Origin of the sequence: Mesorhizobium sp. BR1-1-16 (assembly GCF_020165495.1) — a bacterium.
Lineage (GTDB): Bacteria > Pseudomonadota > Alphaproteobacteria > Rhizobiales > Kaistiaceae > Kaistia.
Genome location: NZ_JAIUIE010000006.1, coordinates 248,948 through 275,878, shown reverse-complemented (window position 1 = coordinate 275,878; position 26,931 = coordinate 248,948). Strand labels below are relative to the sequence as shown.

General features: G+C 65.4%; 22 protein-coding genes and 1 other RNA gene. 20 read left to right on the top strand and 3 right to left on the bottom strand.

Annotated elements, in window-relative coordinates; all coding sequences use genetic code 11:
• Nucleotides 1-420: 420 nt before the first annotated feature.
• Complete coding sequence (locus LB518_RS15580; protein WP_224578438.1) at nucleotides 421-1,386, top strand: DUF2336 domain-containing protein; 966 nt, start codon at nucleotides 421-423, stop codon at nucleotides 1,384-1,386.
• A 147-nt stretch (nucleotides 1,387-1,533) separates the two neighbouring features.
• On the opposite strand, the gene LB518_RS15575 is transcribed toward LB518_RS15580, so the two are convergent.
• Together LB518_RS15575 and LB518_RS15570 are read right to left on the bottom strand one after the other, a co-directional pair.
• Nucleotides 1,534-2,640 carry a BMP family ABC transporter substrate-binding protein gene (locus LB518_RS15575; protein ID WP_224578437.1) on the bottom strand — a complete coding sequence of 369 codons (1,107 nt, stop codon included), beginning with the start codon at nucleotides 2,638-2,640 and terminating at the stop codon, nucleotides 1,534-1,536.
• Between the two features lie 146 nt (nucleotides 2,641-2,786).
• Nucleotides 2,787-3,506 (bottom strand): GntR family transcriptional regulator, encoded by a 720-nt coding sequence (locus tag LB518_RS15570; RefSeq protein WP_224578436.1) that lies wholly within the window; start codon nucleotides 3,504-3,506, stop codon nucleotides 2,787-2,789.
• 279 nt (nucleotides 3,507-3,785) lie between these two features.
• On the opposite strand from LB518_RS15570, the gene LB518_RS15565 reads away from it, so the two are divergent.
• The 3 genes from LB518_RS15565 (at nucleotide 3,786) to LB518_RS15555 (ending at nucleotide 6,046) form a co-directional block, all read left to right on the top strand.
• Entirely contained in the window at nucleotides 3,786-4,685 is a 900-nt protein-coding gene (locus tag LB518_RS15565) for an extensin-like domain-containing protein (RefSeq protein WP_224578435.1), read from the top strand.
• Between the two features lie 35 nt (nucleotides 4,686-4,720).
• On the top strand, nucleotides 4,721-4,903 hold the full coding sequence (locus LB518_RS15560; protein WP_224578434.1) for a hypothetical protein: 183 nt from the start codon (nucleotides 4,721-4,723) through the stop codon (nucleotides 4,901-4,903).
• A gap of 123 nt (nucleotides 4,904-5,026) precedes the next feature.
• Nucleotides 5,027-6,046 (top strand): zinc-binding alcohol dehydrogenase family protein, encoded by a 1,020-nt coding sequence (locus LB518_RS15555; RefSeq protein ID WP_224578433.1) that lies wholly within the window; start codon nucleotides 5,027-5,029, stop codon nucleotides 6,044-6,046.
• A gap of 44 nt (nucleotides 6,047-6,090) precedes the next feature.
• On the opposite strand, the gene LB518_RS15550 is transcribed toward LB518_RS15555, so the two are convergent.
• A complete protein-coding gene (locus tag LB518_RS15550; RefSeq protein WP_224578432.1) occupies nucleotides 6,091-9,759 on the bottom strand; it encodes a hydantoinase B/oxoprolinase family protein in 3,669 nt (1,222 codons plus the stop codon).
• Between the two features lie 137 nt (nucleotides 9,760-9,896).
• Here LB518_RS15550 and LB518_RS15545 point away from each other — a divergent pair, with 137 nt between their 5' ends.
• From LB518_RS15545 to murB, 16 genes are all read left to right on the top strand, one after another.
• Nucleotides 9,897-10,601 carry a TerB family tellurite resistance protein gene (locus LB518_RS15545; RefSeq protein ID WP_224578431.1) on the top strand — a complete coding sequence of 235 codons (705 nt, stop codon included), beginning with the start codon at nucleotides 9,897-9,899 and terminating at the stop codon, nucleotides 10,599-10,601.
• A complete protein-coding gene (locus tag LB518_RS15540) occupies nucleotides 10,598-11,383 on the top strand; it encodes an N-acetylmuramoyl-L-alanine amidase (protein ID WP_224578430.1) in 786 nt (261 codons plus the stop codon). The genes LB518_RS15545 and LB518_RS15540 overlap by 4 nt, the downstream gene beginning before the upstream one ends.
• A 120-nt stretch (nucleotides 11,384-11,503) precedes the next feature.
• The gene (locus LB518_RS15535) at nucleotides 11,504-12,016 is read left to right on the top strand and encodes a lytic transglycosylase domain-containing protein (RefSeq protein ID WP_224578429.1); all 513 of its coding nucleotides are present in this window, start codon (nucleotides 11,504-11,506) and stop codon (nucleotides 12,014-12,016) included.
• Nucleotides 12,017-12,087: 71 nt separating this feature from the next.
• Nucleotides 12,088-12,485, top strand: an RNA gene (rnpB, locus tag LB518_RS15530) — RNase P RNA component class A.
• 491 nt (nucleotides 12,486-12,976) lie between these two features.
• A complete protein-coding gene (locus tag LB518_RS15525) occupies nucleotides 12,977-13,444 on the top strand; it encodes a division/cell wall cluster transcriptional repressor MraZ (protein WP_224578428.1) in 468 nt (155 codons plus the stop codon).
• Nucleotides 13,441-14,454, top strand: coding sequence for a 16S rRNA (cytosine(1402)-N(4))-methyltransferase RsmH (rsmH, locus tag LB518_RS15520; RefSeq protein WP_224578427.1), 1,014 nt, complete (start codon nucleotides 13,441-13,443; stop codon nucleotides 14,452-14,454). The genes LB518_RS15525 and rsmH overlap by 4 nt, the downstream gene beginning before the upstream one ends.
• Nucleotides 14,454-14,975 (top strand): cell division protein FtsL, encoded by a 522-nt coding sequence (ftsL, locus tag LB518_RS15515; RefSeq protein ID WP_224578426.1) that lies wholly within the window; start codon nucleotides 14,454-14,456, stop codon nucleotides 14,973-14,975. Before rsmH ends, ftsL begins: the two co-directional genes overlap by 1 nt.
• Nucleotides 14,972-16,711 carry a peptidoglycan D,D-transpeptidase FtsI family protein gene (locus LB518_RS15510; RefSeq protein WP_224578425.1) on the top strand — a complete coding sequence of 580 codons (1,740 nt, stop codon included), beginning with the start codon at nucleotides 14,972-14,974 and terminating at the stop codon, nucleotides 16,709-16,711. The genes ftsL and LB518_RS15510 overlap by 4 nt, the downstream gene beginning before the upstream one ends.
• A gap of 69 nt (nucleotides 16,712-16,780) precedes the next feature.
• Entirely contained in the window at nucleotides 16,781-18,241 is a 1,461-nt protein-coding gene (locus tag LB518_RS15505; protein WP_224578465.1) for a UDP-N-acetylmuramoyl-L-alanyl-D-glutamate--2,6-diaminopimelate ligase, read from the top strand.
• Entirely contained in the window at nucleotides 18,238-19,701 is a 1,464-nt protein-coding gene (locus LB518_RS15500; RefSeq protein ID WP_224578424.1) for a UDP-N-acetylmuramoylalanyl-D-glutamyl-2,6-diaminopimelate--D-alanyl-D-alanine ligase, read from the top strand. Before LB518_RS15505 ends, LB518_RS15500 begins: the two co-directional genes overlap by 4 nt.
• On the top strand, nucleotides 19,701-20,786 hold the full coding sequence (gene mraY, locus LB518_RS15495) for a phospho-N-acetylmuramoyl-pentapeptide-transferase (protein ID WP_224578423.1): 1,086 nt from the start codon (nucleotides 19,701-19,703) through the stop codon (nucleotides 20,784-20,786). The genes LB518_RS15500 and mraY overlap by 1 nt, the downstream gene beginning before the upstream one ends.
• Before the next feature lie 4 nt (nucleotides 20,787-20,790).
• The gene (gene murD, locus LB518_RS15490) at nucleotides 20,791-22,191 is read left to right on the top strand and encodes a UDP-N-acetylmuramoyl-L-alanine--D-glutamate ligase (RefSeq protein WP_224578422.1); all 1,401 of its coding nucleotides are present in this window, start codon (nucleotides 20,791-20,793) and stop codon (nucleotides 22,189-22,191) included.
• Nucleotides 22,191-23,354, top strand: a complete 1,164-nt coding sequence (gene ftsW, locus LB518_RS15485) for a putative lipid II flippase FtsW (RefSeq protein ID WP_224578421.1) — start codon at nucleotides 22,191-22,193, stop codon at nucleotides 23,352-23,354. The genes murD and ftsW overlap by 1 nt, the downstream gene beginning before the upstream one ends.
• A 3-nt stretch (nucleotides 23,355-23,357) precedes the next feature.
• Nucleotides 23,358-24,470 carry an undecaprenyldiphospho-muramoylpentapeptide beta-N-acetylglucosaminyltransferase gene (gene murG, locus LB518_RS15480; protein WP_224578420.1) on the top strand — a complete coding sequence of 371 codons (1,113 nt, stop codon included), beginning with the start codon at nucleotides 23,358-23,360 and terminating at the stop codon, nucleotides 24,468-24,470.
• Complete coding sequence (gene murC, locus LB518_RS15475) at nucleotides 24,467-25,876, top strand: UDP-N-acetylmuramate--L-alanine ligase (protein WP_224578419.1); 1,410 nt, start codon at nucleotides 24,467-24,469, stop codon at nucleotides 25,874-25,876. Before murG ends, murC begins: the two co-directional genes overlap by 4 nt.
• Nucleotides 25,873-26,817, top strand: coding sequence for a UDP-N-acetylmuramate dehydrogenase (murB, locus tag LB518_RS15470; RefSeq protein WP_224578418.1), 945 nt, complete (start codon nucleotides 25,873-25,875; stop codon nucleotides 26,815-26,817). Before murC ends, murB begins: the two co-directional genes overlap by 4 nt.
• The last annotated feature ends 114 nt before the right edge of the window (nucleotides 26,818-26,931 follow it).

Here is a 26,931-nt window from a genome sequence, read left to right as displayed (position 1 = left end):
GAAAATGACCGTCGGCTATGGCGCGGCCGTCACCAGCGTCAAAGCGCTCCGATGACGATGGCCGCGATGAACAGGAACGCGGCGCTGACGGCGACGAACTGGATCGGACGTACGAGGCTCATGGACATCTCCCGGGTCTCTCTTTCCGTGTCTCCAAACCGCCATAAAGATTAACTCATCCCTCCGTTCGGACAAGGGGCCCTGGCGTCCTCCTAAGCCATTTCGCGATGTTTTCATTTCGAAAAACGCCAAAGGGACGAAACGAATTTGCCAGAAGCGCCTGATACGGCTCGAGGTGCCTGCCTCGATGTCGCCACGAATCATCGAAAATCACCGCGGAAGTTTACTGGATCGCGCAATCGTTCCTTATGAGTTGGATGCGAGACTTCGGGCCATGATGAATTGGCTTCCGAGGCGATCATGTTGGAGCATTTAACGCGGCTGGCTCACGACCGCGCCCCGGCGCGGCGCGCCGAGCTCCTTGCCGCGATCATCGATCTCTATCGTGCCGCCGGCGCGCGCGCAGAGGCATCGTTGGGCCCGCTGTTCGCGGATATCGTGCGGCAATTGCTGCCAGAGCTTCCTGCCCCGCAGCAGGCCGGTGTCGCCACGCGTCTCGCCGAGCTTGCAACCGCCCCGCATGCGCTGGTGCTGGAGTTTGCCGCATTTGGCGGGGTGATCGGCGACGCCATGTTGCGGGGCGCCGTCGCGCTCAGCGACGATGACCTTGTCGATCTTGCCCGACGCGTCGACGAGGACGGGCTGCTCGCGATCGCAGCCCGCGTGCCGCTTTCCGAACGCATGTCGGATGCGCTCGTTGCGCTCGGTGGCGCACGTCTTTGCCGGGCGGTCGCTGCCAACCGTTCGGCGCGGTTGTCGCCGCAATGTCTTGCCCGCATCGTCGCCTCATGTGGCGCGGGCAGCGCCGCCGATGTCCGGCCGCCGGCCGAGATCCTCGCGTTTCCGGTTGGCCATGGCGCCGAGCGCCGCCGGCTTGGCGAGCCGCTGGGCGCTGTCATCCCGTGGCCGAAAGCTATGTCGCAGCCCTTAACCGCGCCGGCTTCGCCGGTTGCGGCAGCCATCGCCGCAATTGCCTCCAGCGATCGGATGCTGGAAGTCGCCATGCTGCTTGCCGCGCATGCGGGACTGCCGCCGGAACTCGTCAGCCGCCTGATCGCGCGGCCAGATCCCTCGTTGCTCGCCGTGCTCTGCCGCGCCGCGTCGGTGCCGCCGGCGACATTCTCGGTGATCGCGCGCATCCGAGGCCGCCGTTTCGGCCATCCGCTGTCGGAGACGCTGGCCGTCGAGGCGGCCTATGACGAACTCACCGAGGCTGAAGCCCGCGAGACGCTCGGCAGCGTGAAGGCGCTGCAGAAGAAGGCCTGAGGCCGGCTGCAGTTCACGCAGCCCTCGTGGCGGCCGTACGTCGCTTCATGTCGATCAGAGTCCGAATCCACGACTGCCTGACCGAAAAGACGAGCATGGCCGGGACAAGCCCGGCCATGCTTTTTCGCCTTGTGGGCGCAGCGAAAATCAGGTGATGGAGCCGATGACGCCCTCGATGAGATAGTCGGTGCCCCAGAGGCTCGGATCATAGAGCTCGATCGTCTGCTCGCTGATCAGCTTACCGGTGTTCGATTTGATCGGGCCGATGAAATAGGGTTTGCCGGCCTTGAGTTCCTCGATCGCAGCCAGCGCGGCTGCCCGCGCCGGCTCGCTTGCGCCGGGGCCGAAGGCGGTGCTCGCCACCATGTCTCGGTCATAGCCGCCATAATTCTCGTTCGGCAGCTTCTCGCCCTTGGTCAGCAGATTGGCATAGGCGGTGTAGACGGTGCCCCATTTCAGCTCGGCGCCCGTGATGAAGCCCTTCGGAGCCAGCGAGGACTGGTCCGCGTTGTGGCCGCAGCTCATGACGCCGCGCTTTTCCGCGGTCTCCACGATCACCTTCGGGCTGTCGACATGGCAGGCGATGACATCGCAGCCAGCATCGGCGAGCGCGTTGGCGGCTTCTGCCTCGCGCACCGGCAGCGACCACTCGCCGGTGATGATCAGCCGGACTTCAGCGTTCGGATTGACCTTGCGAACGCCGGTCGTGAACGCGTTGACATTGCGCAGGACGAGCGCAATCGGCTTTGCGGCGATATAGCCGATCTTGTTCGTCTTGGTCGAAAGGCCAGCGGCAATACCATTCACGTAATGGCCCTGGTCGAGATAGCAGAAATAGCCGCCGAGATTCATCGGGTGCTTTTTAGGATCCCAGAGCGAGGTCGGGTGACGGAATTCGACATCGGGATATTTCTTGGCCGCCTCGATCATGAAGGGATCGAAATAGCCGAACGATGTCGGGAACAGGAGGCTCGCGCCGTCGAGCTCGATCATCGATTCCATCGTCTTCGAGACGGCGTCGGTCTCGGGGACGTTCTCCTCCTCGACCACCGTGACGCCGGGAATGGATCTCAGCGCCTGCGCGCCGACGGCATGGGCCTGGTTCCAGCCGAAGTCATCGCGCGGTCCGACATAGATCAAGCCGATCGTCAGCTTGTCGGCGGCTTTGGCCCGAAAGGGCAGGGTAGAAGCGGAGAGTCCGAGCGCGCCGATGGCCGCGCTCTTGAGCAGGGTTCGTCTCGAAACAGTGGTCATGGCAAGTCCCTCTGGTCTCTGGCCTTGTGTCTCTGGCTTGGCGTCATGGATGGTGGTCTGGATCATCGGCCGCGCGCTTCTGCGGCGCGTCGGCTGAAGAGGCCGGCGGGTCGTTCCCGGTCCGCCGGAAGGTCAATGCGCGCGCTTCAGGCGTCCGCCACTGCGGCGAGCGGCAGGTAGCGCGCCAGGATCTCGCCGATGTCGGGTTCGGCCGCTGTCTCGCCGCCGACCCCGCGCCGCTCGACCAGCGCGACATGGTGGTCCATCGCCGCTGCCGCACGCGCCGCATCACCGGCCGCGAGCGCCTCGAGGATGGTGCGATGCTCCCCGATCGCGCATTCCGACTGATGCGGCCGACCGAACACGGAAAGGATCAGCGAACAGCGCGAAACGACTTCAGTCACGTAGCGAACGAGCAGCGGGTTACCGCTCATTCCGGCCAGCTTGACGTGAAACTCGGCGGCGAGCCGCACCGTCGCCTTGCTGTCGCCACCGTCGGCAGCCTGCTGTTCCTCGGCGATATGCGCCGCAAGACGCGCGGCGAAGCCGTCATTCCACTTTTCGGCAACGAGCCGCGCCACCTCGCGCTCCAGGCATCGTCGCACCTCGAAAACGGCGCGCGCTTCCTCAAGACTCGGCCGGGCAACCGTTGCCGTCCGCTTCACCTTCATCTCGACGAGACCGTCGGCGGCGAGGCGCTGCAACGCAGCGCGTACAATGGTGCGGCTGACGCCAAATTGCGCGCCGATGCTGTCTTCCGGCAGCCTGGTTCCCGGCGGCAGCGCCTGATCGACGATGGCCTGTTGCAGCACCGTATACACCCGGCCGCCACGACCCGCCGATGATGCGCCGATGCCGCGCTGCATTCTCAATTCCCGATCATCATGTGCTCGACATCATTTCTAGTATACCGGATTTCCGCCATCAAGTATCCGTTGTGCTGAAAGATATCTCAGGATTTGCTTGTCCTTTGGGCAATGTGGCTCGCGAAACGGCAGCATCAGCGGTGTTCATCGAGGCACAACGATTGGGCCGGTCAGCACATCAAGTATACTAGATCCAGGAATGGCGAGGGATCGTCCGATTGGTTGACCCTTCATTAAGGCGTTCGCTCGCATTGTCGGGGTATGTCGAGTGGCGTTGCGTTGCGTATCGGGTCGGTGCTTGCCCTCATCTCGCTGGCGGGATGCGCGCTCAACTTCTTTGACGAGCGCGAAGCCTGGCGCGATCAGACGGAGCGGGCCTGCTTCCAGCAGAAGCTCGTGGTGCCGTCCTATTTCCAGGAACCGGCCCGTGAAATCGACGGCAGGGGCTCCTGCGGCATCGAGAAGCCGCTGCGCGTCAATGCCTTCGAGCAGGGCGTCGTTTCCGTCGGCGGCTCCGAAGTCGTGCTCGGCTGCATGATGACCTACACGATGGAGAAGTGGCTGCGAAATGCCGTGCAGCCGGCCGCGCAACAGCGCTTCGGCATGCCTGTCACCGAGATCCTCACCATGGGCACCTATTCGTGCCGCTCGCGCAACAATCGGCATGGCGACAAGCTCTCGGAACATGCCTTCGCCAATGCCTTCGACGTGGCCGGTTTCCGCTTGGCCGACGGACGCACGATCCGCGTCAAGAGCGACTGGCGGAATGGCGATCCGGTCACGCAGGCGTTCCTGCGCCAGACCCTGATTTCGGCCTGCGATTATTTCACGACCGTGCTCGGGCCGGGCTCCAACCGGCTGCATGAGGATCACATTCACATCGACCTCGCGCATCACAACGCCGCGGGCACGTCGCGCTATTGCCGGCCGAAGCTCGAGATGCCGCCGCCCACGATGGATCCGAACGTGCCGATGGTCAGCCTGCCGCCTGAGCAGACGGCGCCCGCGACCATGGAGCAGCGCTCCTTCACCTATCGCTGGGACGACAATCTCGGTGCACCGGATGCAACCGCAGCGAGCCCCGATGCGATCGTCACATCGCCGGCGCCCGAACCGCCGGTCTCGACGGGCAGCGTTCGCCTGCCGCCGGCGAGCATTCCGCTTTCCTACGCCAACTGACGGGACGCGGTGTTCTTGGCGACCCCGAGACCATGATGGGACCGCTGCGGCTGACGATGCCGTCGATGAACCACGGCAAGCGCATGGAAATGCTCGGCGACATGCGCGCCGGCATGCCGGCCGCTGTCTTTTCAGCTTTATTCGATGGCGTGGTGCGGCCCTCACTCGGCGAAGCAGAATTCACTCGGCTGGCGGCTGAACTGCGCCTCGTTGGCTAGATCCGCGCAGGGAGCCTTTCGCATCGCGTTGAAGCGCAGCCATTGTTCGCTATGTGGCAGGGGACGCCGACCGTCCAATGCTCGTCATTCCCGGCCATACCGACCATGCCAGCGGAGATCCCCATGCGCGCCATTGCTTATGCCAAGTCTCTTCCCGCCGAAGATCCGGAAGCGTTCATCGAGATCACCTGCGATCGGCCTGAGCCCGATCCGCGCGACCTGATCGTCAAGATCGAAGCGGTCTCGGTGAACCCTGTCGATTGCAAGGTGCGAAAGGGTGGCGATCCCGTGGGCGGGCCTCGGCTCTTGGGCTTCGACGCGTCCGGCACGGTGGTGGCAACAGGCAGCGAGGCACGCTTGTTCAAACCTGGCGATACCGTGTTTTACGCCGGCTCCATCATGCGGCCCGGCTCGAACGCCGAGTTCCACGCGGTCGATGAACGGATTGTCGGCCGCAAGCCAGAGAGCCTGGACTTTGCCAGCGCCGCCGCGCTGCCCCTGACGGCAGTCACAGCGTGGGAACTGTTGTTCGATCGGATCGGCGTCGTCCCCGGAACAACAACCGATACACGCTCGTTGCTGATCGTTTCGGGTGCCGGGGGTGTCGGATCGATCGCCATCCAGCTTGCTCGGCAACTGACCGGTTTGACCGTGATCGCGACGGCGTCACGTCCGGAATCAGTTGAATGGGCGAGGGGGCTCGGCGCTCATCACGTCATCGACCACAGCAAACCCCTTGCGCCGCAACTCGTCGCGCTTGGGCATCCTGCCGTCGATATCGTGCTCCTTTTCGGCGGCACCAGGCAGCATGCTGCCGCGGCCGCTGAACTGGTCGCTCCCGAAGGTCATGTCGGCGTGATCGAGGGCGCGGATGGGTTCGGGCCAACCGAATTCGGGACGCTGTTTCAGAAATCGGTCGGGCTGCATCTTGAATTGATGTTTACCCGCTCGCGCTTCGCAACGCGCGATATCGAACGCCAGCACGCCATTCTCGATGCCGTTGCCGATCTGGTCGATGAGGGCAAGATCCGCACGACGCTGACGCGCACGCTCAGTCCCATCAATGCGGCGACGCTCCGGCAAGCGCATGCGCTCGTCGAAGGCGGACGTATGATTGGCAAGGTGGTCGTCGCCGGCTGGTAGGCTTCGCCGCGGAGCCAGAGCCCGGCCGCGCGTTACTCTCGCCATCATTTGGCGGCGCCATATCCCCCGCCGGTCGGGGTCGTGACGATGACGGCCTCGCCCGGCTTGAGCACGGTCTGATCGCAGCCTTTGAGCGTCTCGATCGTGCCGTCCTGTCGGCGCACTTCGGTCTTGCCGAGCTGGCCGGGTTCTCCGCCGAACAAACCATGCGGATGAACCTGACGGTGCGAGGAGAGGATCGCGAGCTGCATTTCCTCAAGGAAGCGCAGCGTGCGGCGCGTGCCGCCACCGGCCGACCAATGGCCGCGCCCGCCGGATCCTTGACGAATGTGGAAATCCTCGAGCAGGACCGGGAAGCGGAACTCGAGTACTTCCGGGTCGGTGAGGCGGGAATTGGTCATGTGGACATGGACGCCGTCCGTCCCGTCGAACCCGCTGCCGTCGTTCAAGACACCGGCCGGCGCGCCGGAGCAGAGCGTCTCGTAATACTGATAGGTGTCGTTGCCGAAGGTCAGGTTGTTCATCGAGCCCTGCGAGGAGGAGAGGGCGCCGAGCGCGCCGAACAGCGCATTGGTGACGTGCTGGCTGGTCTCGACATTGCCGGCGACGACGGCGGCCGGATAGCGCGGCGCGAGCATCGAGCCTTCGGGGATGATGATGTTGATCGGCCTGAGACAGCCGGCGTTCATGGGGATATTGCTCTCGACCATCACGCGGAAGGCATAGAGCACGGAGGCGCGGGTCACCGGCTCTGGCGCGTTGAAATTGGTCGGCTGTTGCGGGCTGGTTCCGGTGAAGTCGACGGTCGCCTCGCGCTTGTCGCGATCGACGGTGATCTTCACCTTGATCACCGCGCCCTGGTCGGTCTCGACGGTGAATTCCGAATCCTTCAACGCGCCGAGTACGCGCCGCACGCTCTCGGCGGCGTTGTCCTGCACATGACCCATATAGGCAGTGACCGTGTCGAGGCCGAAATGGCCGACCATCCTGGCAAGTTCCTGCACGCCCTTTTCGTTGGCCGCGATCTGCGCCTTGAGGTCGGCGACGTTCTGCACGACGTTGCGAACGGGGTAGGGGTGTGTCGTGAGCAGCTCGACCAGTTCCGCCTCGCGGAAATGGCCGCGATCGACAAGCTTCAGATTGTCGATCAGCACGCCTTCCTCGTCGACTGTGGCGGCCAGCGGCGTCATGGAGCCCGGGGCCGAGCCGCCGACATCGGCGTGATGGCCTCGGCTTGCGACGAAGAAGAGGATCGTTTCGCCGTCATCCGCGAATACAGGCGTCACCACAGTGATGTCGGGAAGATGCGTGCCGCCATTATAGGGGGCGTTGAGCGCGTAGACGTCGCCCGGGTGCATGGTCCCCTGGTTCTGCGCGATGATGGTCTCCACCGAGCGGTCCATCGAGCCGAGATGAACCGGCATATGCGGCGCATTGGCGACGAGGCGGCCGGCGCTGTCGAACACCGCACAGGAGAAGTCAAGCCGCTCCTTGATGTTGACCGAATAGGCGGTGTTCTGCAGCGTCACGCCCATCTGCTCGGCGATCGACATGAAGAGGTTGTTGAACACCTCTAGCATCACCGGGTCAGCCTCCGTGCCAATCGCCCGGCGCCGCTCCAGCGCGGCAATGCGGGTCAAGACGACATGGCCGTGCCCGGTGATCGCCGCCTGCCAGCCCGGCTCGACGACGATGGTCTGATGCGGCTCGATCAGCAGCGCGGGGCCAGCGATGATCGCGCCGCGCGGCAGATCGGCGCGGCGGTAGATGCCAGCCTCGTGATTCCTGCCGGCGGAGTGGATGATCGTCGTCTCGACCGGCTCGGGATGTGAGGCCGCCGCTTCTTCCAGCGGCTCGGCAATCCGCGTGCCGCCGCCGACCGCCTCGACCTCGATGCTCTCGACGACGATGGCCTTGCCTTCGAAGACGAAGCCGAACTGCCGCCGGTGTGCCGCCTCGAACGCCGCAACGATGTCGGCGCGGCCGATCCAGGTGGCAGGTCCGGCTGCCTCCTTCCACATTACCTCGATCGGGATCGGCGTATCGGTGCCGTCATAGCGAAGATGCGCGCGGGCAAAAACCGAAATGGCGTCGAGGCTTACGCCCTGATTTGAAAGTTCGCCGACAACCTCGTCTTCAAGTGTTGATTCAAGTGTTTGAAGTTCCGATTCCGCCGCGCCGTCCAAGTGCTTGACCAGCGCGCGGCTGCGATGGGACCGGATGTCGGCGAGGCCCATGCCATAGGCTGACAGGATGCCGGAGAACGGATGGATGAGGACGGTCGTCATGCCGAGGCTGTCGGCGACCATGCAGGCGTGCTGGCCGCCGGCGCCGCCGAAGCAATTGAGCACATAGCCCGTGACGTCGTGGCCGCGCTGGACGGATATCTTCTTGATGGCGTTGGCCATGTTCTCGACGGCGATGTGCAGGAAGCCGTCGGCGATCTCCTCCGGCGTGCGCCCGTCGCCGATTTCCGCCGCAAGCGCCTCGAATTTCTCGCGCACGATCGCCGCGTCGAGGGGCTGGTCGCGCCCTGGACCGAAAATCTGCGGGAAATAGTCGGGACGGAGCTTGCCCGTCATGACATTGGCGTCGGTGACGGCGAGCGGTCCGCCGCGCCGATAACAGGCGGGGCCGGGATTGGCGCCGGCGGAATCCGGACCGACGCGGAAGCGCCCAGCGTCGTAATGCAGGATCGAGCCGCCGCCGGCCGCGACGGTATGGATGCGCATCATCGGCGCGCGCATGCGCACCCCGGCCACCTCGGTCTCGAAGGAGCGCTCCAGTTCGCCGTCGTAATGCGACACGTCGGTCGAGGTGCCGCCCATGTCGAAACCGATCACCTGCGCGAATCCCGCCTCGGCGGCGGTTTCCACCGCGGCGACGACCCCGCCGGCCGGGCCGGAGAGGATGGCGTCCTTGCCCTGGAAGAGCTCGGCCGCTGTCAGGCCGCCCGACGACATCATGAACATCAGGCGCGTGGTCGGCGCATCCGTCGCGGCGCCTTCCGATAGCGCGCCGGCGACTTGATCGACATAGCGGCGCAGGATCGGTGAGAGATAGGCGTCGACGACCGTGGTGTCGCCGCGGCCGACCAGCTTCATCAGCGGCGACACCTCGTGGGAGACGGACACCTGTGTGAATCCGGAGGCGCGGGCGATGCGGGCGGCGATCTGCTCATGCTCCGGATAGCGCCAGGCATGCATGAAGACGATCGCCACCGCGCGGATACCGTCGGCATGGGCGGCCGCCAGTGCGACCTCGATCTCGGTCGTATCCGGCACGGCCTCGACGGTACCATCGACCCGCAAGCGCTCGGTGATCTCCGCCACGCGCTCATAGAGCAGTTCGGGCTTGACGATCTTCTTGGTGAAGATGTCGGGCCTGGCCTGATAGCCGATCTGCAGCGCATCCCGGAATCCGCGCGTGATCAACAGGAGCGTGCGATCGCCCTTGCGCTCAAGCAGCGCGTTCGTGGCGACGGTGGTGCCCATCTTGACGGCGCCGACGAGGCCGGCGGGAATCGGAAGGCCGGGCTTGAGACCGAGCAGATCGCGAATGCCCTGAATGGCCGCATCAGGATAGGCGCCGGGATTTTCCGACAGCAGCTTGTGCGCGATGATGCTGCCATCCGGCCGCCGTCCGACGATATCGGTGAACGTGCCGCCGCGATCGATCCAGAAATCCCAGCTACCTGCCGTCCCCGCCGTCATTGCCGCCCTCGTTCACGCTGCCGGATACCCTGTCCAAGAACCACGCGCGCGGCCGCCGCTGCAAGTCGGACCGTTACGAACTTACTCGTGTCGGGTGGTCTCGCATCGGCGCGTTCGATGGCTTATGTTGCGGCGCCATGAGCATCTGGCGCCGCCTCGGCGAAATCATCCACCGGATTCCCGGTTCCTGCGTCCTCATCGACCATGTCGTCGAGGCCGTCCGTTCGACCTTCGGCACCTCGGCCGAGCGGCGTCATGCCGCTTTCTCGATTTCGATGATCGCGCTGTCGGCCAAAATGGCGAAGGCGGATGGCGTCGTTACGGGCGACGAGGTCACGGCGTTCAAGCAGCTCTTTGAAATTCCTGAGGGCGAACGGCGCAATGTCGCGCGGCTGTTCAACCTCGCCAAGCAGGACGTCGCCGGCTTCGAGGCCTATGCGCGCAAGATATCGGGCCTGTTCGCCGAGGGCGCGGAGATCTTCGAAGATATCGTCGACGGCCTGTTCCACATCGCCAAGGCCGACGGCATGGTGCACGAGGCCGAGCTCGAATTCATCGTCCGAGTTGCCCGCGTGTTCGGCTTGTCCGAACCCGCCTTCGCGCGCATCAGCAGCCGCCATGTCGTGCCGGAGGAGGGCGATCCGTATCTGATCCTCGGCATCGATCGCGCCGCGACCAATGAGGACGTCAAGCGTCACTATCGCCGGATCGTCGCGGAAACCCATCCCGATAAGCTGATGGCGCGGGGCGTTCCGGCCGAGTTCATCGCCATCGCGACGGCAAAGCTCGCCGCGCTCAACGGCGCCTATGACCGGATCCGGCAGGAACGGGCCTTTGCATGATCGGATGTAGCGACCCGGCCGCCATCTGGCGGCCGTCGCCCAATTTCGGCGTGCGGGCCGAGGGCACCCGGACCGACCTGCTGATCCTGCACTATACAGACATGGCGACCGCCGAGGCGGCGATCGCGTGGCTTTGCGATCCGGTGTCGCAGGTGTCGTGCCACTATGTCGTGGCGGAGGACGGCGCGATCACGCAACTCGTTTCCGAGGCAGATCGTGCCTGGCATGCAGGTGTCTCATCCTGGCATGGCGAGACCGACATCAATTCACGCTCGATCGGCATCGAGATCGCGAATGCCGGCCACGACCACGGCTACCCCGACTTTCCGGACATGCAGATCGAGGCGGTGATCCGGCTCGGTCGCGACATTGTCGTGCGCAACAGGATTAAGCCGGAAAACGTCCTCGCCCATTCTGATGTTGCGCCGGCGCGCAAGCGCGATCCGGGCGAGAAGTTTCCGTGGGCGAGGCTGGCCGCTGCCGGCGTCGGCCATCATGTCGCACCCGAACCGCTCTCGGGCGGCCGTTCGCTCGGACGTGGCGACCTCGGCGCGTCCGTCGGCGCCCTGCAGGCGATCCTGATGCTTTATGGCTATGGGATCGACGTGACCGGCGAGTTCGACGACGGCACCGAACAGGTAATCACGGCCTTCCAGCGGCATTTCCGGCCCGAGCAGGTCGACGGAATTGCGGACGCCTCGACCATCGCGACGCTGCACAAACTGTACCGCGCGCTGGCGCCGCCCGGCATGCAGGTATCGGCGTCGCCGCTGGGTCGTTGATGGTTCCGTCGATCACGGATTCGTGATCTCGGCCACCTCGGTGACGTCTCGCTGCCTCATTTTGGGACGGTTCCGCCGCGATTGGGCGGGCATTGTCAACGATGTGAGTGCTCCTCCCGTATGAAGACGTTCTGCGTAACTGGTCTCGCCGCGGCTCTTTCCCTTGCCACTGTCGCGACTGCACCTTCCGTCGCTTTCGCCGGATCAGCCCGGCTTCTTCCTTCCAATTCCGTCCGCATCGCGGCCGCTGATCGCAATGATGGCCGCTTCGACCAGCTCATCGCCAGCTATGCCAGCGCCAATAACGTGCCGCTTTCGCTCGCTCATGCTGTCGTGACGGTGGAGAGCAACTACAATCCGAAGATGCGCGGCCGGGCTGGCGAAATCGGCCTGATGCAGGTGAAGCTCGGCACAGCGCGGACGATGGGCTATCGCGGCTCGGCCAAGCAGCTCTATGAGCCGGCCACCAATATCCGCTACGGCATGATGTATCTCGGCGAGGCCCGGAAGCTCGCCGACGGCGATCTCTGCGGCACGATCCTCAAATATAATGGCGGCCACGGCGCGAAGCGCATGAGCCGCGGGCCGCTCGCTTATTGCGGCAAGGTTCGCCAGCTCATTGCAATGAACTGAGCCCGCCGCTCGGCGAGCCTTCGCGGCGCGGGGTTGACCCGCCGCTCCATCCCCCATAGGTGCTGGCCGTGCCAGCTGGCTGGACGGCCGCTCCTGCAAGATCGAAAGGTCGCAGGAGAGGAAAGTCCGGGCTCCATGGAGACACGGTGCCGGATAACGTCCGGCGGGGGCGACCCCAGGGAAAGTGCCACAGAGAGCAGACCGCCCGGCAGCCTGAAGAGGCAGTCCGGGTAAGGGTGAAAGGGTGGGGTAAGAGCCCACCGCGGGCCCAGCAATGGGAACGGCATGGCAAACCCCACCGGGAGCAAGACCGAATAGGGGCGGCACGGGCGCAAGCCCAGTCTGTTTCCCGACCCGCCGCCCGGGTTGGTTGCGTGAGGCGTCCGGCAACGGACGTCCAAGATGAATGGTCGTCACGCGGTGGTTCGCCACCGCCTTACAGAACCCGGCTTATAGGCCAGCTGGCGCTGCCTTCCGCCCCAAGACAAACGCTTCCGCGCCGTTCCCTTCCCGGCGGAAGGTGCGCGCGCTGCAGAGATGTCGCCGGGCATCGCCATGGGTCGCGCCCCCACCGCCCGTTGCCTGCCGCCTCGCCGCATCCCTCGCAGCCCAGCCCGAGTTGTCCACCGGCCACGCTTCGAATGCGACCTCGCATCGGCTCGCGCCGAAATGCAGGCGGGCCAAGCATTTGCAACGAAAAATTAAGCTTAACGACTTCAAGGTTTTCCACGGCCGCACCTTGGTCGTGGAGCTCGATTCCATTGACGCCCATGTTCTCCCATGGTATCCCAAATCGTCCCGGTACGAAGGGTCCGCCTTCGGCTTTCAGAGCCGTGCTTTCGGTCCCATTCGCGTCCCGGGCGAGCGTTTCCAGTTCGCGTCCGTGGGTTTTAATCCGTGCTCGGCAGCGGGCCGCGGAACGGGACGTCGCGTGTCGCATCCGGAGCGGTCAGAGGGGCAATGGACGAGTTCGTTTCCACCTTCACCAACCGGCTGGATTCGAAGGGACGGGTGTCGATTCCGGCGCCGTTCCGTTCCGTGCTGATGCGTGACGGGTTCGAGGGGCTCTATTGTTGTCCGACGCTGGATCAGAACGCCGTGGATGCGGGGGGCAATCGGCTCCGGGAGCAGATCCGCGCCATGCTGGCGCTGTTCGAGCCGTTCTCGGAGGACCACGAACTGCTCTCCACCACGCTGATCGGCGAGAGCGAGATCCTGCGGGTCGATCCGGAGGGGCGCGTCGCGCTGCCGGAAGCCATCAAGGCGCATGCCGGCATCGGCGACACGGTGACCTTCGTCGGGCAGGGGTACAAATTCCAGATCTGGGAGCCGGAGCGGTTCCTGGCCTATCGCGCGGAAGCCAAGAACCGGGTGCGCGAACTGCGCCGTCGGCTGGGCGGCCGGCGCGAGGCGGGGGGTGCGGAATGAGCGGCCCGTCAGGCGCTGCGCCGCGCCATATTCCCGTCATGCTCGACCCCGTCATCGCGGCGCTGGCGCCGCAGCCGGGCGAAACCTTCATCGACGGCACGTTCGGCCTCGGCGGCTACACGCGGGCCTTGCTCGGTGCCGGCGCCAATGTCGTGGCGATCGACCGCGATCCGACCGCGATCGCCGGCGGGTCGGGGCTGGTTGCCGAAGCCGCCGGCCGGCTGAGGCTGGTCGAAGGCCGGTTCAGCGCGCTCGACACCATCGCTAACGATGCCGGGCTTGCCTCGGTCGATGGCGTGGTGCTCGATATCGGCGTGTCCTCGATGCAGATTGACGAGGCCGAGCGCGGGTTCTCGTTCCGCTTCGATGGGCCGCTCGACATGCGCATGGCGCGGTCCGGTCCGAGCGCCGCCGACATCGTCAACACCATGCCGCCGCGTGAGCTGGCGCGCATCCTCACCGTGCTCGGAGAGGAGCGGCGCGCAGGCGCTGTTGCCCGCGCCATCGCCGAAGACCGTGTTGCGACGCCGTTCGTCTCGACCGCGCAGCTCGCCGGTCTCATCGAACGCGTCGTCGGTCGCAAGCACAGCGACACGATCCATCCGGCGACACGCAGCTTCCAGGCGCTGCGCATCTATGTGAACGAGGAACTCGACGAGCTCGGCGAGGCGCTCGCGGCGGCAGAGCGGATTTTGAAGCCCGGCGGACGTCTCGTGGTCGTCTCGTTCCATTCGCTCGAGGATCGCATCGTCAAGCGGTTTCTCGGCGAACGCAGCGAGGAGCGGGCGGGCGGTTCGCGCCACCTGCCGGAGCGCAGCATCGCCTCGCCGACCTTCCGCCTCGCCGCGAAAGGGCCGTCTGTTGCCGATGACGCGGAGATCGCGATGAACCCACGCGCCCGTTCGGCCAAGCTGCGCGCGGCCATCCGTACCGATGCGCCGGCGCGTCCCTTCGATCCGACAGCTGCGGGCGTGCCGTCGCTGCCAATCTTCAAGGCGGAGCGAGCGTGATGAAGCGCGGCTGGAGCTTCTTCTGGGTCGGCCTGATGATTGCGGTGGCGGTGATCACCTATGCGATGAAGGACAGCGCCGGCCGGGCCGCTGATCATGTCATGGAATTGCGCGCCGGCATCGCCCACGAGAAACAGCAGCTCAACCTGCTCCGTGCCGAATGGGGCGTGCTCGACCAGCCTTCGCGGCTGCAGTCGCTCGTCGAGCGCTACAACAGCTATCTGGAACTGAAGCCGCTCGACGTACGCCAGCTCGCAACGATCGCCGACGTGCCGGCGCGGCCGGCCGGCGCAACGGATACCGGCGCCGACGCTGTGCCGAACGCGATCATGCGCAGCGCCGAGACGGCCAGCAAGTCAGCCGCCGCAAAGACCGATTCGATGGAGACGGGCAGCATCGAAGCGCCGCAGCGGCCGAAAGTGGTGAAGCCGCCGGCGCCGGTGCGCCGCGTTGCGCCGCCGACGCCCAGAGTGCCTGCCCGTGCGCTCCCTGCCCAGCCTGAGACGGGATATCTCGAATGACGATGACCCTGACCGATCGTCCGGATGTATTCACCCGTCCCGCAGGCGCCGAACCGCGCGGCGAACCGGCTGCCGTCATCGCCAAGCGGAAGCAGGACCAGACCCGCAACCGCGTATTGCTGGCGATCCTCGCCTTTGTTCTCGTCTACGGGATCATCAGCACGCGCCTCATCATGCTTGGCCTCACCGATCCGTCGGATGACGTGGCGCGTGGCAGTGCCGCCTCGGCGGTCGCCACGGCCCGTCCTGATATCGTCGATCGCAACGGCGAAATTCTCGCCACGGATATCCGGACCGCTTCGCTCTTCGCCGAGCCGAACAAGATCGTCGATCCCGACGAGGCGACCGAGCTGATCACCAGCGTGTTGCAGGACCTCGATGCCACGGCGCTTCGAAAGAAGCTGTCGACAAAGGCCGGCTTCGTTTGGGTCAAGCGCGAAATCACGCCGACCCAGCAGGCGCAGATCCACGATCTCGGCATTCCCGGCGTCGGCTTCCTCACCGAGAACAAGCGCTTCTATCCGGGGGGCCCGGCAGCGGCCCATATCGTTGGTCTTGTGAACATCGATAACCAGGGCATCGCCGGACTCGAGCGGACGGTGGACGAGCGCGGGCTCAGCGACCTGCACAATGCCGGCTTCGCGATGAAGACCAACAGCCAGCAGCCGGTTCAGCTGTCGATCGACCTGCGCGTCCAGCATGTCCTGCGCGATGAACTGGTAGGCGCGATGCAGAAATATCAGTCGGCCGCGGCCATGGGCGTCATGATCAACGCCAAGACCGGCGAAGTCGTCGCGCTCGCATCGCTGCCCGATTTCGATCCCAACGATCCCGTCGATGCCAACAAGCCGGACCGGCTCAACCGGCTGACGGCCGGCTCGTATGAGCTCGGCTCCGTCTTCAAGAGCTTCACCTTTGCCATGGCGCTCGACAGCGGCAAGGTGAAGATGACCGACAGCTTCGACGCGCGTTCACCGATCCGTGTCGGCCGTCAGGCGATCCACGATTCGCATCCGCAAGCGCGTTTCCTGACTGTCCCCGAGGTGTTCCAGTACTCCTCGAATATCGGCACCGCGAAGATGGCGATGGTCATCGGCAGCGAGACCCAGCAGGAATATATCCGCCGCTTCGGACTGATGACCAAGTTGAAGACCGAATTGCCGGAGGTTGCGACGCCGCAGATTCCCAAACGCTGGAGCGATGTGACGACGATGACGGTGGCGTTCGGTCACGGCATCGCGGTCACGCCGATGCAGGCTGCGATGGCCGACTGCGCGCTCGTCAATGGCGGTTATCTGTTTCCGCCGACCTTCTTCCCCCGGACCCGCGAGAACGCACTGGCGCAGGCGACACGCGTCGTCTCGCAGAAGACAAGCGACGAGATGCGCTGGCTGTTCCGCTTCAACGGCGTCAAGGGCTCCGGCCGCCATGCGGACGTCCCCGGTTATGTCGTCGGCGGCAAGACCGGCACGGCCGAGAAGGTCGCCAATGGCCGCTATGTCGAAGGGCATTATCTGAATTCGTTCCTCGCGGTCTTCCCCATGGACGACCCGCAATATGTGCTGATGATCTCGGTCGACGATCCGCGGCCGGAGAAGCCTGGCATGCCGGCGCTCGCAGCCTGGAACGCTGCTTATGTTGCTGGCAATGTCGTTCGCCGGTCCGCTGCTTTCCTCGGAGTTCAGCCGCGGACTGCGGACGAAAGCAATCCCGACGCCATGCTTGTGTCGTATTGAGCGCCGATGGAGCCGCCCGTTCGGCTCCGTTTGCTAGAAGGAACGCTCCGCATGCGACGTAATCCGGTAATGCGCCTTGGCGATCTCGCCTCGACCGAAATTCCGCTCGCGCCCGACGCTGCCGCCGTCGAGATCACTGGCCTTACCGCCGATAGCCGTGCCGTGCAGCCCGGCTTTCTCTTCGCTGCGATGAAGGGCGTCACCGCTGACGGCCTGCGTTTCGTGCCCGAAGCGGTCCAGCGCGGCGCCGTCGCGCTTCTCTGTGCGACCGATTCCTCACTCGCTGCCGATCCCGGCGTTCCGGTGCTGCGTGCCGAGGACCCGCGCATTGCGCTTGCCCATTTCGCCGCCCGCTTCTATCCGCGCCAGCCCGAGAAGATGGTCGCCGTCACGGGCACCGCCGGCAAGACCTCGGTCGCCGTCTTTGCGCGGCAGATCTTCGCTGCTGCCGGCTTTGGCGCTGCTTCGATCGGCACCATCGGCATTGTTGCGCCCTGGGGCGCCGAATATGGCAGCCTCACGACACCCGACCCAGTGCAATTGCATGCGACGCTGGACCGCCTCGCGCGCGAGGGCGTCAGCCATGCGGCGCTCGAAGCGTCGAGCCATGGTCTCGACCAGCACCGGCTCGACGGCGTCCGCCTTGTTGCCGCCGGTTTCACCAATCTCGGCCGCGACCACATGGACTATCACCCAACGGTCGAGGACTATTTCGCCGCCAAGATGCGCCTCTTCGCGGAGATTCTCCCTGAGGGCGCGACGGCGGTCATCGACGCCGACGGGCCCTATGCCGAGCGCGTTGCGACCATTGCCCGCGACCGGCAGCAGCAGGTGGTGAGCGTCGGCGCAGCCGGGGAGGGGATCCGCCTTCTCTCGGCGACGCCGAGCGATCTGCACCAGGTTCTGAAGCTCGATGTATTTGGCGAGCCAATGGAGGTCGATCTGCCGCTGGCGGGTGGTTTCCAGGCCTCCAATGCGCTCGTCGCTGCCGGTCTCGCCATCGCCGCCGGCATTCAACCTGCAGTCGCTATCGCCGCGCTCGGGCATCTCGAGGGGGCGCCGGGCCGGCTTGAAAAGGTCGGCGTCACCCGAAGCGGCGGTGCCGTCTTCGTCGACTATGCCCATAAGCCGGATGCACTCGATCATGCGCTCGCCGCGCTACGCCCGATGACGCGCGGCCGGCTGGTCGTCGTTGTTGGCGCCGGCGGCGATCGCGATGCCGGCAAGCGGCCGCTGATGGGTGAGGTCGCCAGCCGCCGCGCTGATGTCGTCATCGTCACCGACGACAATCCGCGCTCGGAGGATCCCGCCACCATCCGCGCAGCCATTCTTGCGGCAGCGCCGGGAGCGATCGAGATCGGCGACCGCCGCCGCGCCATCGCCGAGGCGGTCGCGATGCTGCGCGCGGGCGACGTGCTCTGTGTCGCCGGCAAGGGTCATGAAGCGGGCCAGATCGTAAAGGGCGTCGTGCATCCGTTCTCGGATCATGAAGCCGTGACAGAAGCGATCGCGGGCGGGGTGGCTGCATGAGCGAGCCGCTCTGGACGTTCGAGGCTTTCGTCGCCGCGATGCGCGGGCGGCCGACCGCGACCGCCGCGCCGGCGATTTCCGGCATCTCGATCGACAGCCGCTCGGTGAAGCCCGGTGAGGCCTTCTTCGCCATTCGCGGTGATCGCCTGGATGGCCATGACTACGTCGGCAAGGCCGCGGCGCAGGGCGCGGCGGTGGCGGTTGTTGCCGAGGAGCGCCTTTCAGCGCTCGGACGGCTGACCATTCCGCTCGTCGTCGTCAGCGATGTGCTGGCCGCCCTCGAATCGCTCGGCCGCGCTGCGCGCGCGCGCTCGACGGCCGGCATCGCTGCCGTGACGGGCAGCGTCGGCAAGACGACCACCAAGGAGATGCTGGCGCGGGCGCTGGCAGCGACGGGCAAGACGCATTTCTCGCCGGCATCGTTCAACAATCATTGGGGCGTGCCGCTGACGCTTTCGCGCATGCCCGCCGACGCCGTCTATGCCGTGTTCGAGATCGGCATGAACCATGCCGGCGAAATCGTGCCGCTGGTCCAGCAGGTGCGGCCGCATGTCGGCATCATCACGACGATCGAACCCGTTCATGTCGAGTTCTTTCCAGATGGAATCGAGGGGATCACCCGCGCCAAGGCCGAGATCTTTGCCGGGATCGAGCCCGGCGGTGTCGCAGTCCTCAACCGCGACAATCCGCAATTCGAGCCGCTCGCTCTGATGGCGATCGATTCGGGCGTCGACCGCGTGCTCGGCTTCGGCGAGAGCGCCGATGCGGAGGCCCGGCTGACCGCGATTGACCTGATGCCCGATCATTCCCGTGTCAGGGCCGATATTCTCGGCCGCGAAGTGCGGTTCACGATCGGAGCGCCGGGGCGTCACCTCGTTCAAAATGCACTCGCGGTCCTGCTGGCGGTTCACATTCTCGGCGGCGATCTCGATCTCGCTGCGGATTCGCTGAGCGGCATGGCAGCGCCCGAGGGCCGCGGCGCGCAGCATCGGCTCGCATTCGGCGATGGCGAGGCGCTTCTGATCGACGAAAGTTACAACGCCAATCCGACCTCGATGCGTGCGGCGATCGCCGTTCTCGCGGCCTCACGTCCGGGGCCAGGCGGCAAGCGGATCGCCGTGCTCGGCGACATGCTGGAGCTCGGAGAGCGCTCGGCCGAGATGCATGCGGAACTGCTCGAGCCGCTGATCGCGGCAGGCATCGACCGGGTCTATTGTGCCGGGCGGCTGATGCATGCGCTCTGGCAGGTCTTGCCGACCGATATGCAAGGCCAGTATGCGGAAACGGCAGAAGAACTCGACGTGATTCTCGGCGACGGCATTGCAAGCGGCGACGTGGTCATGGTCAAAGGCTCCAAGGGCAGCCGGATGACGCCCCTCGTTGAGCGATTGATGACCCGATTTGCCAAGCCCGAGCCAGAAAATGCCGGGCCAGATCCTGAGATTGAAGGACTCGCCTGATGCTGTATTTCCTGGGGGATCTATCGGCGCAGTTCTCGGCCCTCAACGTCTTCCGCTACATTACCTTCCGCGTCGGCGGCGCCACCATGACGGCGCTCATCGTCGTGTTCCTGTTCGGCCCGACGATCATTCGCGGCCTTCGCATGAAGCAGGGCAAAGGCCAGCCGATCCGCGAGGATGGTCCGCAAAGCCACCTTCTGACTAAGAAGGGCACGCCGACGATGGGCGGGCTGATGATCCTGTTCGGGCTCATCGTCTCGACTCTGCTCTGGGCCAATCTCGCCAGCTTCTATGTCTGGATCGTGCTGGGCGTGACGGTCGGCTTCGGGCTGATCGGCTTCTATGACGATTATCTCAAGGTGACGAAGCAGAGCCACAAGGGCTTTTCCGGCCGCTCGCGCCTTCTGGTCGAGTTCGCCATCGCCGCGATCGGTTGCTATTTCATCTCGCGTCTTGCCGGCGGCCCGCTCGCGGATGCGCTGACCTTTCCGTTCGTCAAGGCATGGGTGCTCGATCTCGGCTGGTTCTTCATCCCCTTCGCGGCCTTCGTGATCGTGGGAGCTGGCAATGCGGTCAACCTGACGGACGGGCTCGACGGACTGGCCATCGTCCCGGTCATGGTCGCGGCGGCGAGCTTCGGCGTGATGGCCTATCTCTCGGGCAATTCGATCTTCGCGGAATATCTGCAGATCCATTTCGTGCCCGGCACGGGTGAACTCGCGGTGATATGCGGCGCGATGTTCGGCGCCGGCCTCGGTTTCCTGTGGTTCAACGCGCCTCCAGCCGCGATCTTCATGGGCGACACCGGATCGCTCGCGCTCGGCGGCATGCTGGGATCGATCGCTGTCGCCACGAAGCACGAGATCGTGCTGGCGATCATCGGCGGGCTGTTCGTCCTGGAGGCGGTCTCGGTCATCATCCAGGTTGCATCCTTCAAGCTGACCGGACGGCGCGTGTTCAAGATGGCGCCGATCCATCATCATTTCGAGCAGCTTGGCTGGACCGAACCGCAGGTCGTCATCCGCTTCTGGATCATCGCCGTGGTGCTCGCCCTGGTGGGCCTCTCCAGCCTGAAGCTGAGGTAGCGGGATGATCCCGGTCACCGTCTTCGCGGGACGCAAGGTCGCCGTCTTCGGTCTCGGCGGCAGCGGGCTCGTCACGGCAAAGGCGCTCGCCGCCGGCGGCGCTGATGTCTCGGCCTTCGACGACAATGCCGATTCGGTCGCCAACGCAGCGGCATCCGGCGTCACCACCGAAGATCTGCGCAACGCCGACTTTTCCGCTTTCGCCGCGCTGGTTCTGGCGCCTGGCGTGCCGCTCACCCATCCCGAGCCGCACTGGGTCGTCACGAAGGCCAAGGCGGCCGGCGTCGAGATCATTGGCGACATTGAACTCTTCTGCCGAGAGCGCCGGGCGATCGCCCCCGATGCGGCCTTGATCGCCATCACCGGCACCAATGGCAAGTCGACCACCACGGCGCTGATCGGGCATCTCTTCCGGACGGCTGGACGCGACGTGCAGCTCGGCGGCAATATCGGCACGGCGATCCTCTCGCTCGAGCCGATCACGGATGATCGCGTCTATGTCGTCGAGTGCTCGTCGTTCCAGATCGACCTCGCGCCGACCATCGATCCGACCGTCGGCATCCTGCTCAATGTGACCGAGGACCATCTCGATCGGCATGGCAGCATGGAACGCTATGCTGCGATCAAGGCGCGCCTGGTCGACGGCGCCGCGACGGCGGTGGTCGGTGTGGACGATGACTGGAGCGCGTCGATCGCTGCCGAGATCGACAGGCGCGGCAAGCCGCTGGAGCGGATTTCCGTCAAGCGCCCGGTCGTCGATGGCTTCTATGTCGACAAGACGGACATCTTTCAGGCCACGGATGCGTCGGCCCGCCAGGTCGCGGATCTTGCCGGCATCGGCTCGCTGCGGGGCGCGCATAACGCGCAGAATGCCGCTGCCGCTGTCGCCGCCGCGAGCGCGCTCGGTCTTTCGGACGAGATGATCCAACAGGGTCTTGCGAGCTTTCCGGGCCTTGCGCACCGGATGGAAGAGGTGACGCGGATAGGCCCGGTGCTGTTCGTCAACGATTCCAAGGCCACCAATGCCGACGCCGCTGAAAAGGCGCTTGCCAGTTTCGACCGCATCTTCTGGATCCTCGGCGGCAAGGCGAAGACCGGCGGCATCGACAGCCTCGTCCCCTATTTCGGCAAGATCGCGAAGGCCTATCTGATCGGCGCCGCCTCCGAGGCCTTTGCTGCGACGCTCGAGGGCAAGGTGCCTTACGTGATGGCCGGCACGATGGACCGGGCTGTCGCGCTCGCGGCGGAAGATGCGGCGCGCGACACGGAGCCGGAGCCGGTCGTGCTGCTCTCTCCGGCCTGCGCCTCGTTCGATCAGTATCGCAACTTTGAAAAGCGCGGCGACCATTTCCGCGAACTCGTCCTCGCCCGCGCCGGGGCGGACGCCATTGAGGAGGTCAGGTGATGGTCAGCAGGGCCGATCGCGGCATCTTCGCCGAGTGGTGGTGGACGGTCGACAAGTACCTGCTGTTCTCCATGCTGGCACTGATGATCACCGGCGTCGTGCTCTCGCTTGCGGGCAGCCCGCCCGTGGCGGAGCGCATCGGCCTCGACAGCTTCCATTTCACGACGCGCCACGTCCTGTTCCTGATCCCGACGATCGCCATCATGCTGGCGACATCGATGCTCTCGCCGCAGAAGGCGCGACGGACGGCTCTGATCGTGTTCATCGTCGCGATCGTGCTGATGTTCCTGACGCTTTTCGTCGGTCAGGAGGTCAAGGGCGCGCGACGCTGGATCAACGTCATCGGGTTTTCGCTGCAGCCGTCGGAATTCATGAAGCCGGCCTTCATCGTGTTATCGGCCTGGCTGTTCACCGAGAATTCGCGCCGCAGCGACATCCCCGGCAACATCTTCGCGATCCTGCTGCTCACCATCGTGGTGGCGCTCCTGGTGGCACAGCCCGATCTTGGCCAGACCATGCTGGTGGTCATCGCCTGGTCGGCCGTGTTCTTCATGGCCGGACTTTCCTGGTACTGGATCCTGGCTCTTGCGGGCCTCGGTGCCGGCGGCGTGCTCGCGGCCTATACCGTGTTTCCGCACTTCGCCGGTCGCATCAATCGCTTCCTCGACCCCGGCACCGGTGACACGTTCCAGGTCGATACGGCGATGCAGTCGATCCTCGGCGGCGGCTGGTTCGGCCGCGGGCCGGGCGAGGGTGTCGTCAAGCGCATCCTGCCCGACAGCCACACCGACTTCATCTTCGCCGTTGCGGCCGAAGAGTACGGCATCCTGGTCTGTATCGGACTCGTGCTCGTCTTCGCCTTCATCGTCGTGCGCGGCCTCAGCCACAGCCTCAAGAACGAGGACCCGTTCATCCGCCTGAGCTCGGCGGGCCTCATCGTGATGTTCGGCGTGCAGTCGGTCATCAACATGTCGGTCAATCTCAATCTGGTGCCGGCCAAGGGCATGACGCTGCCGTTCATTTCCTATGGCGGCTCCTCGATGCTGGCGCTCGCCTTCCAGATGGGCCTGGTGCTGGCCTTGACGCGCCGCCGATTCGAGCCGATCCGCCTCACCGCCGGCCTTGGACGCTATGGAAATGCTGCCAAGGCGGGAGCGGTCTGAACCGTGTCGCGGACGATCCTTCTTTCGGCCGGCGGGACGGGTGGCCATCTTTTCCCCGCCGAGGCGCTGGCGCATGTGCTGATCGCGCGCGGCTGGACCATCCATCTCGCGACGGATCATCGCGCTGAAACCTACGGCCAGAATTTCCCGGCGGCCGAGACGCATATCATCCGTTCGGCGACGCCGTCGGTGAAGTCGCCCGTGGCAATCGCTCGTGCGATCTGGAGCCTTTATGGCGGCTACCGCCAGGCCAAGGGCCTGCTGCGCCGTGTCAGGCCGGCCGCCGCCATCGGCTTCGGCGGCTATCCGACAGTGCCGCCGCTCTTGGCAGCCGCGCATCTGAAGATCCCCACGATCGTCCACGACGCCAATGCCGTGCTCGGCCGGGCCAACAGGCTGCTGGCGCCGCGCGTCAGCGTCCTGGCGACTTCCTTCGCGGAGGTCGGCTATGCGGCGGGCCTCAAGACGCGCATCGTCCAGACCGGCAACCCGGTGCGCGAGGCCGTCCTCGAGGCGAGCCGCATTCCGTTCGATCCACTGAAGGGCGATGCGCCGCTTCGCCTCGTCGTCTTCGGGGGCAGCCAGGGCGCGCGCTTCTTTTCTGATGTGATGCCGGAGGCTCTGGCGAAGCTCGATCCCGCCGCCCGCGCCCGCCTCGCGATCGTGCAGCAGTGCCGGCCAGAGGATATCGATCGCGTCCGCGCCGCCTATGCGGCGCTTGGCGTCGCGGCCGAACTCGCGCCCTTTTTCCGTGACCTGCCGGCGCGGATCGCGGCCAGCCATCTCGTGCTCTGCCGGTCGGGCGCCTCGACGGTGAGCGAACTTTCCGTGATCGGCCGGCCCGGCATCATGGTGCCGCTGCCGCATGCGATCGACCAGGACCAGAGCGTCAACGCAGCCGTACTGGCCAAGGCCGGCGGCGGATGGGTCGTGCCGCAGGCGCAGCTGACCGCCGAACGGCTTGCACAGGATATCGCCGGCTTCCTCGCCGCACCGGATCACCTTGCGGCAGCGGCCGCCGCGGCGCGCTCGGTCGGTCGGCCGGATGCGGCCGTGCGCCTTGCCGATCTCGTCGAGGAGGTTGCCGCAGCCAGGACAAAGGGAATGTCTTCATGAAAATGCCCCGGGACATCGGTCCCGTTCACTTCGTCGGCATCGGCGGCATCGGCATGAGCGGCATCGCCGAGGTGCTGATCAATCTCGGCTATCGCGTCCAGGGTTCGGATTCGGCTGAGAATGCCAATGTCCAGCGCCTCAAGGCGAAGGGCGTCACGATCTCGATCGGCCATGACGCGGCCAATCTCGGCGATGCGCGCGTCGTCGTCGTGTCGTCGGCGATCAAGGCGAGCAATCCCGAGCTGAAGGCCGCGCGTGAGCGGCTCTTGCCGGTGGTGCGCCGCGCCGAGATGCTGGCCGAACTGATGCGCCTCAAAAGCGCCATCGCGATCGCCGGCACACATGGCAAGACGACGACCACCTCGATGGTGGCGGCGCTGCTCGATGCCGGCGGCTTCGATCCGACGGTCATCAATGGCGGCATCATCAATGCCTATGGCACCAATGCGCGCATCGGTGCCAGCGACTGGGTGGTCGTCGAAGCCGACGAGAGCGACGGAACCTTCGTCAAGCTGCCCGCCGATGTGGCGCTCGTCACCAATATCGACCCCGAGCATCTCGATCACTACGGCTCGTTCGACAAGGTGCGCGAGGCGTTCAAGCAGTTCATCGAGAATATCCCGTTCTACGGCTTTGCCGTCATGTGCCTCGATCATCCCGAGGTGCAGAAGCTGATCGGGCGCATCGAGGATCGGCGCATCATCACCTATGGCGCCAATCCGCAGGCCGATATCCGCTATCGCGACCTTCGGACCGAAGGCTCGACCTCGCGCTTCACTGTGGACATCCGTGATCGTGCCAGCGGCGCGATGACCGAGATCCCTGATCTCGTGATGCCGATGCCTGGCGAGCACAATGTCCAGAACGCTACGGGCGCTGTCGCCATCGCCCATCAGCTCGGCATTTCCGATGAGGCGATCCGCAAGGGGCTCGCCAGCTTCTCGGGCGTCAAGCGGCGCTTCACCCAGACCGGAAGCTGGAACGGCGTCCAGATCTTCGACGACTACGGACATCATCCGGTCGAGATCGCTGCGGTGCTCAAGGCGGCGCGCGCGGCGGCCCATCAGTCGCATGTCATTGCCGTGGTTCAGCCGCATCGCTATTCGCGCCTGCACGATCTCTTCGATGGTTTCTGCACCTGTTTCAACGACGCCGACACGGTCATCGTCGCGCCTGTCTATGCCGCCGGTGAAGCGCCGATCGAAGGGATCGATCGCGACCATCTCGTCGATGGGCTGAGGGTGCGCGGCCATCGTGATGCGCGTCCGCTCGAGGCGCCGGAACACCTGGCCGCGATGATCGGGGGCATCGCCAAGCCGGGCGACTATGTCGTCTGCCTCGGCGCTGGCTCGATCACGAACTGGGCCTATGCGCTGCCCGGCGAACTCGAGAAGCTCGGCGGATGAGCTTCGCGGCCCTTGATCTCGACCTCACGGATATCCGGGGTCGCGTCACGCCGAATTTCGGGCTCGACGCGGTCACGTGGTTTCGCGTCGGCGGCCCGGCGCAGGCGCTGTTCCAGCCGGCCGACGCTGACGATCTCGCGCTGTTCCTGTCGCGACTGGCGCCTGACGTGCCGGTGCTGGTGATCGGTGTCGGCTCGAATCTGCTGGTGCGCGACGGCGGCATTCCGGGCGTTGTCGTCCGTCTGTCGGCCAAGGGTTTCGGCGCGACGGAACGGCTCGCCGGCGATCGGATCCGTGTCGGCACGGCCTTGCCCGACAAGCGTGTCGCCGCATTCGCGCTGGCGGAGGGGCTTGCCGGCTTCGCCTTCTATCATGGCATTCCCGGCGCTATCGGCGGAGCGTTGCGCATGAATGCCGGCGCCAATGGCGGCGAGACGCGCGAGAGGCTGGTCGAGGTTACCGCGATCGACCGCAGCGGCGCCCGCCATGTGCTCAGTAATGCCGATATGGGCTTCACCTATCGCCATACCGACGCGGCCGAAGATCTGATCTTCACTGAGGCGATCTATCAGGGCGAACCGGCGGATCGCAGCCTGATAGAAGCTGCGATGGCCGAGGTCGAGGCGCATCGCGAACGTGCCCAGCCGATCCGCGAAAAGACGGGTGGTTCGACGTTCAAGAACCCGCCTGGCGACTCGGCGTGGAAGCTCGTCGATGCCGCCGGCTGCCGCGGTCTCAGGATCGGCGGCGCACAGGTTTCCGAAATGCACTGCAACTTCCTGATCAACACGGGCGGCGCCACCGGCCATGATCTCGAACTGCTGGGCGAGACGGTTCGCGCCCGGGTGCTGGCGACGAGCGGCGTCCGTCTCGACTGGGAAATCAAGCGGCTCGGACTGCCTGGCGAGGGCGGGGCGGTCGAGCCGTTTCTTGGCGGCTAGAGCCGCGCTCGGCGGGTCGCCCTGAGTCGTTTTGACTCAGCGGGATAACGCACCTGGTTAACGATCGATTACCTCTTCCCTGACATAGTGCCCCGATCGATTCGAGAGGGGTTA